12 protein-coding genes are annotated in these 11,147 nt (G+C 41.8%); 9 read left to right on the top strand and 3 right to left on the bottom strand.

The features are described 5' to 3' along the window. Positions 1-113: 113 nt before the first annotated feature. Both L1611_RS20605 and L1611_RS20600 read right to left on the bottom strand, forming a co-directional pair. Positions 114-554 (bottom strand): redoxin domain-containing protein, encoded by a 441-nt coding sequence (locus L1611_RS20605; RefSeq protein ID WP_236315610.1) that lies wholly within the window; start codon positions 552-554, stop codon positions 114-116. 129 nt (positions 555-683) lie between these two features. Beyond that, on the bottom strand, positions 684-1,853 hold the full coding sequence (locus tag L1611_RS20600; protein WP_236315609.1) for an MFS transporter: 1,170 nt from the start codon (positions 1,851-1,853) through the stop codon (positions 684-686). Between the two features lie 132 nt (positions 1,854-1,985). On the opposite strand from L1611_RS20600, the gene L1611_RS20595 reads away from it, so the two are divergent. From L1611_RS20595 to L1611_RS20575, 5 genes are all read left to right on the top strand, one after another. Then, on the top strand, positions 1,986-2,372 hold the full coding sequence (locus tag L1611_RS20595) for an OsmC family protein (RefSeq protein WP_236315607.1): 387 nt from the start codon (positions 1,986-1,988) through the stop codon (positions 2,370-2,372). Further along, positions 2,357-2,968 carry a YitT family protein gene (locus L1611_RS20590; RefSeq protein WP_236315605.1) on the top strand — a complete coding sequence of 204 codons (612 nt, stop codon included), beginning with the start codon at positions 2,357-2,359 and terminating at the stop codon, positions 2,966-2,968. The genes L1611_RS20595 and L1611_RS20590 overlap by 16 nt, the downstream gene beginning before the upstream one ends. A gap of 45 nt (positions 2,969-3,013) precedes the next feature. Continuing rightward, positions 3,014-4,357 carry an MATE family efflux transporter gene (locus tag L1611_RS20585; RefSeq protein ID WP_236315603.1) on the top strand — a complete coding sequence of 448 codons (1,344 nt, stop codon included), beginning with the start codon at positions 3,014-3,016 and terminating at the stop codon, positions 4,355-4,357. A 69-nt stretch (positions 4,358-4,426) separates the two neighbouring features. Continuing rightward, the gene (locus L1611_RS20580) at positions 4,427-5,026 is read left to right on the top strand and encodes an abortive infection system antitoxin AbiGi family protein (protein WP_236315601.1); all 600 of its coding nucleotides are present in this window, start codon (positions 4,427-4,429) and stop codon (positions 5,024-5,026) included. 204 nt (positions 5,027-5,230) lie between these two features. After that, positions 5,231-6,022 carry a YfkD famly protein gene (locus L1611_RS20575; RefSeq protein WP_236315600.1) on the top strand — a complete coding sequence of 264 codons (792 nt, stop codon included), beginning with the start codon at positions 5,231-5,233 and terminating at the stop codon, positions 6,020-6,022. A 68-nt stretch (positions 6,023-6,090) separates the two neighbouring features. Here the strand turns inward: L1611_RS20575 and L1611_RS20570 are convergent, their stop codons facing one another. Next, the gene (locus tag L1611_RS20570) at positions 6,091-6,408 is read right to left on the bottom strand and encodes a winged helix-turn-helix transcriptional regulator (RefSeq protein WP_236315598.1); all 318 of its coding nucleotides are present in this window, start codon (positions 6,406-6,408) and stop codon (positions 6,091-6,093) included. 154 nt (positions 6,409-6,562) lie between these two features. Between L1611_RS20570 and L1611_RS20565 the strand changes: the two genes are divergently transcribed. From L1611_RS20565 to L1611_RS20550, 4 genes are all read left to right on the top strand, one after another. Continuing rightward, the gene (locus L1611_RS20565) at positions 6,563-6,748 is read left to right on the top strand and encodes an SE1561 family protein (RefSeq protein WP_236315595.1); all 186 of its coding nucleotides are present in this window, start codon (positions 6,563-6,565) and stop codon (positions 6,746-6,748) included. Positions 6,749-7,037: 289 nt separating this feature from the next. Next, on the top strand, positions 7,038-8,582 hold the full coding sequence (locus L1611_RS20560; protein ID WP_236315611.1) for a fumarate hydratase: 1,545 nt from the start codon (positions 7,038-7,040) through the stop codon (positions 8,580-8,582). A 389-nt stretch (positions 8,583-8,971) separates the two neighbouring features. Beyond that, positions 8,972-9,529, top strand: coding sequence for a cysteine hydrolase family protein (locus tag L1611_RS20555; protein ID WP_236315593.1), 558 nt, complete (start codon positions 8,972-8,974; stop codon positions 9,527-9,529). A gap of 227 nt (positions 9,530-9,756) precedes the next feature. After that, a complete protein-coding gene (locus tag L1611_RS20550; RefSeq protein WP_236315592.1) occupies positions 9,757-10,353 on the top strand; it encodes a serine hydrolase domain-containing protein in 597 nt (198 codons plus the stop codon). Positions 10,354-11,147: the final 794 nt, after the last annotated feature.

The raw sequence follows: 11,147 nt of genomic DNA, 5'->3' as shown, positions 1-11,147 counted from the left end.
GCTCCAACGCCCAACCACTTGGATCACTTCAGTCCTCCTGTGGCGGCAAGAGCCTCCTCGTAGGACTTCCAGTGACCTTCGTGGCTGATCAGGGCGTTTATGCTTTTCTTATATCATTTTCCGAGTACCCGATTGACACGCTTGGTCAACATTTTCATTCCATCCCCGCCTGCTTGGAAATGTCGAAGTTTACCTTCGCTGTCGAATACATAATAAGCAGGAACATATTGATTTTCATATGCATCTGTCAGTTTGTGCTGGTTATCAACGAAAATCGGTTGTATAATTCCATGTTCTGCAGCTACATCCTTTATTTGGTCCAGATCCAGATCTTTTTCTGAACGAGGCATGTGGACTGCAATCACATTCAGTTCGTCTTTATAATCATCACGGAATTGGTTGATGTTCGGCATCGCATCCTTACACAACTGGCAGCTTACAGACCAGAAGTGGACAAGCGTGGGCTTATCTCCGATTAATTGATCCTTCGAAACCTCACCGTTCAACCATTCTGTAGCACCTTCAAATTCAGGCATTTCAGTACGCAATCTCATTGTTCGATCGACTCCTTTAACTATATTATTCACATTAAAATGATTATTATCTGATTGCAATTTTAAAAGCTAAACCATCATTCGTCAATTTATCTGTCTCGAATATAGTATACCTTGGCAGATAAACGGTTAAACCTTTTGCTGTACTTGGTTGACCGCTATCGGCTGGAAAAAGGTGATGGCTGCGAACAGGACAAGCATCATTCCACCAATTGTGTAATAGATGCTTCCTTCTTTAAAAAACTGGATGGCAAATCCACCGATCAAAGGACCGAATATGCTCCCTAGACTGAAACAAATACCAGCTAAAATATTTCCCGCCGGGAGCAAATCTCTTGGAAGAAGGTCTGCCATATAAGTGATTCCCATCGAAAATAAGGAGCCGAGAAATAAACCGGCAACGACGAACATCGTCGTCAAGTAAACGAATGAATCATCCAGGGTCATCGCTAAAAAACTTATGCCACCTATAAAGAGTGATATCAACAGGATCGGTTTTCGTCCGAAACGATCGCTTAGTAATCCGAGCGGCACTTGGAAAACGAGAGCGCCAACCGCGAAGGCTGGCAAGAGGATTGATACAGCTTCGATGCCAAGCCCTTGACGGATGGCATACACCGGGAAATTACTATGGACGGCTGTTTCAATAAATCCATATCCGAACGTTCCAAGCAACCCCGCCCAGGACATTCTGAAAACTTTTCCGTACCTTTTCCAGGTGCTTTGAACATCCGGTGTCGTAATGTTTTCAGGATATTCGTTGTCAATCCTTATAAGGAAGGATAAAGAAAGGACACATAAAGCTGCTGCAACGATGAAGGGCAATGCCAGATGGATTTCGACAAGCCTTGTCATAACCGGTCCAATACCGAAACCGAGTCCGAATGAAACACCATAGATCGCAATGTTTCGTCCCCGTCTTTTTGCAGTGCTCATGGACGTAAGCCATACCTGTGTAGCAAAATGGAAAATATGGTCCCCGATCCCGATGAGGACACGGAGTATAAACCAGAACCAGATCGCTTGCCACAGCGGCAAGATGAGCATGGATACACATGTCAACGCTATGCCGGTAATGATCAGCCTTTTATAGCCGAATCTATGCAATGGTTTTTCAATAAAAGGTGAGATAAGTAAGATGCCGATATAAAATGCTGACGCACTGAAACCGTTAACGCTTGATGAAACTCCTGCCCTTTCAAGCAGTATAGCGAGCAGAGGCAGCAATAATCCCTGTGCAAATCCGGAAACGAAAACGACGGCGATCAGAACGATGAAACGATAACGGGCGGAACGCATAACTTGTACTTCCTTTCATAAGTTGGTACATTTTTATATATTGGTCTATTCTTTAATCCACTTAAATTCTAAAAAATCCTTTAAATATTATATCAGAGTACAATCTTCTATGAGAGGTCAGGAGTGCTGGAAATGGAATTTAACATGACTGAGGGCGGTTTCACGACTGAATTTGAATATGGTAAGCTCGATATCTCCGGGAACGAGGAGTATGGCTTCCGTCCCTATCAACTACTTGTCTCATCGGTAGCCGTATGCAGCGGTGGAGTGTTGCGAAAAGTATTGGAGAAAATGCGCTACCCTTTTGAAGACATCACTGTAAAGGCTCACGTTGATCGGAACGAGGCAGAGGCGAACCGTATAGAGAGAATCGAACTTACTTTTCATATCAAGACATCGGATTGGAATGAAGAGAAAATCGAGAAGGCGATGCAGCTGACCCGTAAAAACTGTTCAATGGTCCAATCGGTCCATGACAGCATTGAGGTTGTGGAAAGCGCAAAATGGGTCCAACAGTAAGGACGTTCATCTATTTATCTATCGGAGCAATCATTCAGGGCCTTGGTATGGGGCTGTTTCTTTTTCCGCATCATATTCCGTCTGGCGGAGCTGCAGGAATCGCTATTTTAAATGAGTACTTTTGGAACGTTCCGCATGGATGGACATTATGGCTCGTCAATGTCCCTTTGTTGTTCGCTGCTGTCAAATATCTCGGTGCCGCTTCAGCAGGGAAAACGATATTTTCAGTGACGGTTACTTCGCTTACTGTTGATTTGATCGGATTACTGTTACCTCGGGCGATTTCAATTCCATGGATCGATCTTGTCTTTGGAGCATTTCTTTTCGGTATTGGCGTCGGTATTCTGTTTAAAAACGGGGCTTCCTCAGGTGGTATGGCGATTTTGGCCCAGATCTTTGCAAATGTGTTCAAGCGTGCACCTGGCCAAATGATGTTCTGGATCAATGGGGTGATTTTTTTCCTTACCGCATTTGTGATTGGCTGGTGGATTTTCTTGTTCGCGATATGTACCCAGTGGCTCGGGACACAGGTTTTAGATCGGGTCTATAATGGGAAAATTACATTTGTCAAACTTCGGAAGGCACTCCATATTTAAAGGGGTGCTTTTCAATATGAAGAGACAAGAGAAGGTGGTGGAACGATGGCTGTACAAATGGATTTTACAAAAGGGCCAATTCCGAAACAGATGATTGTTTTCTCTATGCCGATTTTCCTTACGAACATCCTGCAAACATCTTTCCAATTCATCGATAGTTTGTGGGTCGGCAATCTTTTGGGTTCAGATGCCTTAGGTGCAATTTCGATTTCTGCCACGTTGATTTTCACCATCCTCTCGTTCATAATCGGGGTGAACAGCGCTTCCTTGACCGTCATTTCGCAAAAGAAAGGTGCAGACGATGAAGAAGGCTTGAGGGAATCGTTGAATGCTTTCGTCTTTGTGCTCGGTATCATGGCCTTGACTTTAGGTGTTATCGGCTTCTTTCTATCAGGGTGGCTGTTGGAGCTGCTCGGAACACCAGAAGATATATTCCCGTTAGCCCACAGCTATCTGCAGGTCAATTTCCTCGGGATCCTATTTTTGTTCGGTTATAATTTTATCGGAACGGTACTTCGGGCACTTGGCGACAGTAAAACACCAGTCCGGTTCGTATTCATGGCGGTTGTCCTGAATACGATCCTCGATCCGCTTTTTATCTGGGTCTTTGATATGGGGATCGTAGGTGCGGCATACGCCACGATCGTTTCTCAAGGTTTTGCATTCATTTATGGGCTTATCTATTCGGTATGGAGAGCCAATGTCCCGTTCGTCATGCCTTATGTACCATCAAGGTTTTACTTTTTTACACTATTCAAGCTCGGTTTTCCGTCAGGACTTCAGATGATGGCGATTTCTGGAGGAGTTGCTGCGATCATGGGAATCGTAGCCCATTTTGGAGCCGATGTAGTCGCTGGTTTCGGAGCTGCCCAGCGAATCGACAGTATTATCATGCTCCCCGCGTTCACCTTGGGTTCAGCCGTGAACAGTATGGCAGGCCAGAATATCGGTATTCATTCATGGGATCGAGTCGAGGCGATTTCCAAAAACGGAATCTATCTTATCCTGGGGGTTTCCTTCTCGATCAGTTTGTTTGCATTTATTTTCGCTGAGGGATTGATCCGGTTATTCGTCAGTGACAAGGAAACGATTACTTTTGGGACAACCTATTTAAAAAGTATCGCCTTCTTTTACCCGTTCCTGGGAATCAATTTTGTCTTGAATGGGATTGTACGGGCCGCAGGAGCAATGGTTCAGATCCTGGTTCTTAACCTGATTTCATTCTGGGTACTTCGTGTTCCGTCGACCTATCTTTTTTCAAGGTGGTTAGGTGAAGAAGGCATCGCTTTTGGAATTGGAACGAGCTTTGTCATTAGCAGTGTCGTTGCTTACGGTTATTATAAATTCGGCAAGTGGCGTGAGATTGAGATTTTTGAAAACAAAAATTAACATTACACATTAAATACAGTGAAGATGCACACCCTTCTGTTAGGAAGTCCTGATAGAAGGGTGTTTTTTATGCAGCGATATTATTCGAGGATCTACTGGCATTTCACCGGTTCACCAAAAGGCGATGTACAAGTGCTGAGTCCAGATGAATTGCTGAAAAGGAGCAAACCGAAAACAGAAAAAGAATCTGTGGAGATCCTATTGAAGATTTTAAAGTCGCAACGATTGAAAGCAACCAGCCAGGAGCAGGTGGGTCTATATAAGACAAGCGCATTCTGCAGTACGACTGATATCCCGTTCAAAGATTTGGTGGAGCACGCTGTGTACTACGGGAGAGCTGCGATCGGATTTAAAGCGGAGGCAGTCCATGACGTCTTTTTGCCGGTTTGTTACGTGTCGTCAGTCCATGAGTCAAAGGACAACCTGTTGAGAGAAGAGCATCCGTTGATGGATTTCATAAAAATCACGGACTTCCATCCGAGGGAAGGGCATACGTTTTATCGGGAAAGGGAGTGGCGGAACATTGGCGACTTTGTTTTTGAAAAAAAGGAAATTGCAGCAATCGTGGTTCCGGACGATGCATTGAAAATGGTCCGGACTTTCCTGGAGGGCCAGGGGTATCCTGAAGATATTTCAGTGTTGTCCTGGCGATTGATCGAGGAAGCCTAGGCATTCGACAATTATTTTAAATCGTCAATCAAATGTTTGATTAAGCCATTTGATATAGCATCAGCATAGAAATTTACATTCAATCAAACGATTGTTTGAAAACTTTTAGAGTGGGAATTTCTCTACTTTTGCATACATGAAAAATTTGGCATGCAGATTTTATCCCGAGTGGAAAAAAATAAAGGTAAGAAAGGAGCATGTCCGATGAGAAAGTTGGGTATTTTGATCGTCTGCTTAGGGCTTTTACTATGGCCAGATCAGGCATTATCCGCAGAAAAAGCGAAGAGTTCCGAGAGGATTGCGATTCCGAATTCGACGATATCGATTTCTAAAGAAAACACCTATCCAAATGCCACACAGGACCTACCTGATTTACAACCTAGTCAGCTGACAGAGCAAATGTTCTCGACAACCGATATCAAAATCGAGAATCCGGAACTTATCCGTCTCTTTAATGAATCCAGCATTTCACCTTCAATAGCTGCGATAGGTTATCGTGCTAAAATCTATTTAGGTCAATGGCCGTTGAATTACGAATCAGCTGAAACGAATGTGAACTGGGAATATCAAAAAGTGAATGTCAACCAATTGAACAACCGGGGCGGTAAAGTGGTTTCTCAACTTCGATTCAATCAAGAAAATGAAAAGAAGGTATCTGGAGGTTTGACGGCTCAGATCGAGAACCCTGAGGATGTCCAGAAGATGATGATGATCAAGGCTTCACAAAAAACAGGCCTTCCTCTTTCATTTACAACGATCATTGGAAGAGGAACGAAGAAAGAGAACGTTTATAACATACCTCCAAAGAAGGTAGGTTATTTGTATGGATACGTTCCTGCTGTAAACGAAAAAGGAAGGGTCACATACGGTGAAGTCTTCATCAACTTGAAGGGCAGCAAGAAGAGTATTGAAGTGAAGAATGTAACCCATCAAGGAATCGGGGCATGGATCCCAGTTCAGGATTACATTTCACTAAGATTCAATATGACAAATTAAAATGGTAAATAAGTGCAAAATAAAGGGGCCGACACTTTGTAAAGTCGCCCCTTTTATCTATCTTGAGTCTATTCCATTTCCACCCAATCATCACTCCAACGCTGGATTTCATTAATGACTTCCTTAAGTGAAATTCCTTTATCGGTTAATGTGTATTCGATCCGGACTGGTGTTTCAGGATAGACCTCCCTTTTTACTATGCCGACAGCTTCAAGTTCTTTCATACGCTCAGTCAGCATTCTGTCACTCATATCAGGAATTTGTTTTTTTATATCTTTAAACCGTTTAGGTCCAGAAAGCAAAACACGAATGATCAGACCTGTCCACTTTTTGCCGATGATTTCGATTGCTGCTTCGTATTTCGGGCACATGCATTCATAATTCATCCAACATCACCTCGAATTGAGTTTAAAACTTTTCTATAACTTTTAGTGTAAGGTTTTGACTTACTTTTGTAAAGCGATAGTAAAGACAGGTAATCACCAAAGCCTTGTAGTAATCTGTTATCATATGATTGGATTAAGAAAGGAGACCTTTTATATGGGTAATGCCGTAAACGATAAATCATCACAGATGGATTATATCCAGAATAGAATCGATATGCTTCTTAAAGTATTGGATACGATTGATCCTGAAACGGCTGGAATCGAAGAAATCGATCAGATCATCGCCATGTTGGATGAGCTTGAACAGAAATGCAAGCAATTCCGCTACAATTGGGAGTAAGAGTCGATAGAAAAGGAATTTAACCGAACAATTTGTTATACTGGAAATATACTTAATGCAGTATGTTTCCGCTTTTAATAAGTTTTTTTCTGAGGTCTTTGTTAAATAGTAATGTCGATTTTTTCGAAAAATGTTCTTGAGCGAAATTCACAACAATCCTGTGGGAAGAGAAAGCGAGTGAATTTTGTGTTTAACAGAGCCTATATAAAATTCATCATACCACCAGGATGTTGGGGAAGAGGAGCCTTTCATCTTGGGTGAAAATAATGATAAAGGGGACACTGGGGAAATGGAAAAACTGAAAGACAGCATGTACGAGTTGATTGTTGAGACGTCAACCAATTTACCGAAGGATGTACGCAGAGCGATTGCAAAAGCAAAGGCCCAGGAAAATGCCGGGACTCGAGCAGCGATGTCACTCGATACGATCAGTGAAAACATTTTAAAGGCTGATGAAAATGTCTCGCCGATCTGCCAGGATACAGGTCTGCCGACATTCAAAGTGAAAGTGCCGGTTGGTGTGAATCAACTGAAAATAAAAGATGCAATCATAGAAGCGATCAAACAAGCGACAGAGAATACGAAGCTTCGCCCGAACTCGGTTGATTCGTTGACTGGTGCGAACAGCGGTGATAATCTCGGACCAGGGACGCCTGTCATCAAATTCGAGCAGTGGGAAAAGGATTACATCGATGCAAGGCTGATCCTGAAAGGTGGAGGCTGTGAAAATAAGAATATCCAATACAGCCTGCCTACTGAATTAGACGGCCTTGGACGAGCTGGACGTGACTTGGACGGGATCCGTAAATGCATCATGCACTCTGTCTATCAAGCGCAAGGGCAAGGGTGCAGCGCTGGCTTTATCGGAGTCGGAATCGGCGGCGATCGGACGTCAGGTTACGAGCTTGCTAAAGATCAACTTTTCCGTTCTGTAGAAGACGTCAATCCGAACGAAGATCTTCGCAAGCTTGAAGAATACGTCATGGATAATGCCAATGAGCTAGGGATCGGAACTATGGGCTTTGGCGGGGAGACGACACTACTAGGTTGTAAAGTCGGTGTTATGAACCGTATTCCTGCAAGCTTCTTCGTGTCTGTTGCATACAACTGCTGGGCGTATCGTCGTCTCGGATTCAAGCTTGATCCGAATACGGGTGAGATTCTGGAGTGGTTCTATCAGGAAGGTGAAAAGGTCGATTTCAAAAAAGAAATGGAAAAGGCTGCAGCTGCGCTTGAAGAGAAGAATGAAGTTCGTGAGGTTGTGCTTGAAGCACCGATCACGGAAGAAAAAATCCGTGAATTGCGAGTCGGTGATGTCATGCGTATCAACGGGGTTATGCATACTGGACGTGATGCAATCCATAAGTATCTGATGAGCAATGATGCGCCAATCAACTTGAATGGTCAAATCATCTATCATTGTGGTCCAGTCATCATGAAGGATTCGAATGGTGAGTATCATGTCAAGGCTGCAGGACCAACGACAAGTATCCGTGAAGAACCTTACCAGGGTGACATCATGAAGAAATTCGGCATCCGTGCAGTCATTGGAAAAGGAGGCATGGGGCCGAAGACCCTGAAGGCGTTGGAAGAGCATGGCGGCGTCTACTTGAATGCAATCGGCGGTGCAGCGCAATATTATGCAGAATGCATCAAAAAGGTAAGCGGAGTCGATCTACTCGAGTTCGGTATCCCGGAAGCGATGTGGCATCTGCAGGTAGAAGGCTTCACAGCAGTCGTAACCATGGATTCTCACGGGAACAGTTTGCACCACGATGTAGAAAAATCATCGTATGAAAAGCTCGCCCAATTCAAAGACCCGGTATTCAAATAATGTCTGATGATGAGGGGCCATACGTTGGGTCAATTGCTTGACCGGTGTTACACGATAAAAGCCCGGGAAACCTACAAAAGGGTTCCGTTTTGGGTGCAGTGCATAACTTATAAATGAAAGTAGAAATGTCCTGTGGATTGACACAGGGCATTTTGCTATAATTTGAGGGTTTACCTAACATTTATTAATGAATGTGTATAAGTTTATTAGAAATAGTGTTAAAATTTAATTGTCTAAAAATTATAAATACTAATTTGCAGGCAATAGATTGTTTAGGAGGTAGATATTATGCCTAATAAAAAATATCTTGGCATGAAAAATATTAAGGGGAATACGTCTAAATAAATTATATAGCGTTTCCCCACATTATTTGAAAGGGGAAAAATCATTTGAATCAAACATTGTTAATTATTGATGCCCAACAAGAATTAATCGAGGGGAACCAAGAAGAAAGTTCGGTTTTTAATAAAGAGGAACTTATTAGGAATATCAATTTAGTAATTGAAAAAGCAAGAAAATCTGATATTCCAATTGTCTTTGTAAGGGATCTGGATATAGCTGAAGGTCAAGGGATAGGTTTTCAAGTTCACGATGAAATTAATGTACCTGCTGATGCAAAGATTATTGATAAAACTGCAACGAATTCATTTCATGGGACAGAACTTTTAAATCATTTAAGATATCAAGAGATCGATCATGTTGTTATTATGGGCTGTGCAACACAACACTGTATAGATAGTGCAGTCAGAACAGCAACTATTAGTGGTTTTGATGTCACTTTAGTTGGTGATGGACATTCAACAACGGACAGTGAGGTATTAAGTGCAGAACAAATTATAAAGCATCATAATAAAACTCTTCATGGTCATTACAATGTTGAACACTTTTCAATGGTCAGAAATGCAGAGGAAGACTTGTTTCATCCAACTCATGATTCATATAGGTAACCTAAAAATGATGTACAGATATGTGTAACAGCAATTGGACAATATTTTTAAAAACAGAAACCCAATATCCTGGTTTCAATACCAGGATATTGGGTTTTTATACGTTAAGAAAGTATAGCTTTTCAGCGATGTAGCTAACCGACGTAGCAGAAAAGGCGAATTGAAAAATGGTCGGATTATGGTACGGTCATTAAAAATAAAAATAATATGATAAAGGAATAATAACGATGCAAACCCCTGCAAATCCAACAATACCTTATGGAATGGGGTGGGCAATAGATAAGACAGATGAAGGAAAAAAACAAGTAATGCATGGCGGGATATTATGGACCTACAAAGCCGAAGAAGTGTTATTACCAGATCAAGGATATGGAATAGTTATGATGTTCAATAGTGGTTTGAATGCATTTGTTGATTATTCATCATTCCCAAGTGGAATATCTAAAATATTGTTAAATCAACCTACGACTGAACCTTTTTATAATAGTCAAATAATAGAGATATTCATGGTTGTGCTTATAATAGCCACGATAATGATTGGAATTCGAAAGATAAAATATATAAAAAAATGGGAAGAAAAATTCAAAAAACGTCCAAAATGGTGGTTCATTCTATCGCTCACATTTACGCTGCTACCGTTCTTTGTATTTATCTTTCTCCCACAACTGATGACATTTATTGGAGGTGGACGAGTAATCAGCATGAAAGGCATCTTTCTGATGATGCCAAGTATTATCATCTGGTTGGGCATTGCTTCTGTATTCAGTCTTATACATGTCATATCACGTATTACCCGAATCATTCATTTGAAAAATCTAACGTGAAATAATTCTTATTCACGGCTTATTTCTCGACTAATAGATTACATTTAATACAATACGAGAAGAACAGTTTTTATGGATTAGACGCTAATCTATATTGCAATATACAAGAAATTCTAAAGTTATGTAAATAATGAATTTCATAATTCCGTGATTTAAAAAAACACAAACTCTCATGGTTCTCCCAAGTTGCTTCACACTACCCCGGCTACCGTTATCATATGACCATCTCAATAATGGTGGTCATTGATCAAAGGTTCCTTACCTATTTTGGGTAATCACCGATAAAATTCGGATGTGCACCGTTATATTTCAAAATCGCACCGATAAATGTTGAATCCGCACCGATATATTTCAGTATCACACGATGGTAATTGGGGGTTTCCCCCTGTGAGAGTAAGACGTCGCCGGGCCCACAAAAGTAGTCGAGAGACTGCTCTTTTTTGTACAGAAAATTCTGAGCGACCTCATAATACGAAAGTTGTGTTTATAGAGTCGTCATAACCAAATTCAGGCTTTTAATAACACTGCGGAGCCAATGAATATCTTCGTCTGCAAGTTGTATTTAAAACACTGGTCCCTTGCTATAAGAATATTTTTAAGCATCCTTCTTTAAAGATGTTTTTTCATCGGCTCCCCAGCATTCTACATTCTTAAGTCCAGGAATGTTTGAAACGTGAAAGACAGGGTTTTTGCCTGCCTTTTTTTGTTGTGCGCCCGGCATGTGCACACGCTCTAGGGTTCAAGTCCCGAACGGTGAAGGTCGTTGTAGCCGTTAGCTGAAGGCAAGGGTGTCC

It is taken from the genome of Pseudalkalibacillus salsuginis (assembly GCF_021646685.1).
Taxonomy (GTDB): Bacteria; Bacillota; Bacilli; order Bacillales; family Fictibacillaceae; genus Pseudalkalibacillus; species Pseudalkalibacillus salsuginis.
This window is presented reverse-complemented; position numbering and strand designations above follow the sequence as displayed.

Excerpts from the sequence above, each read along its gene's own strand:
- L1611_RS20590 (WP_236315605.1), top strand. The coding sequence starts at position 2,357 with ATGGGTCCAACAGTAAGGACGTTCATCTATTTATCTATCGGAGCAATC.
- L1611_RS20595 (WP_236315607.1), top strand. The coding sequence starts at position 1,986 with ATGGAATTTAACATGACTGAGGGCGGTTTCACGACTGAATTTGAATAT.
- L1611_RS20550 (WP_236315592.1), top strand. The coding sequence starts at position 9,757 with ATGCAAACCCCTGCAAATCCAACAATACCTTATGGAATGGGGTGGGCA.
- L1611_RS20575 (WP_236315600.1), top strand. The coding sequence starts at position 5,231 with ATGAGAAAGTTGGGTATTTTGATCGTCTGCTTAGGGCTTTTACTATGG.
- L1611_RS20585 (WP_236315603.1), top strand. The coding sequence starts at position 3,014 with ATGGCTGTACAAATGGATTTTACAAAAGGGCCAATTCCGAAACAGATG.
- L1611_RS20570 (WP_236315598.1), bottom strand. The coding sequence starts at position 6,408 with ATGAATTATGAATGCATGTGCCCGAAATACGAAGCAGCAATCGAAATC.
- L1611_RS20560 (WP_236315611.1), top strand. The coding sequence starts at position 7,038 with ATGGAAAAACTGAAAGACAGCATGTACGAGTTGATTGTTGAGACGTCA.
- L1611_RS20600 (WP_236315609.1), bottom strand. The coding sequence starts at position 1,853 with ATGCGTTCCGCCCGTTATCGTTTCATCGTTCTGATCGCCGTCGTTTTC.
- L1611_RS20565 (WP_236315595.1), top strand. The coding sequence starts at position 6,563 with ATGGGTAATGCCGTAAACGATAAATCATCACAGATGGATTATATCCAG.
- L1611_RS20605 (WP_236315610.1), bottom strand. The coding sequence starts at position 554 with ATGAGATTGCGTACTGAAATGCCTGAATTTGAAGGTGCTACAGAATGG.
- L1611_RS20580 (WP_236315601.1), top strand. The coding sequence starts at position 4,427 with ATGCAGCGATATTATTCGAGGATCTACTGGCATTTCACCGGTTCACCA.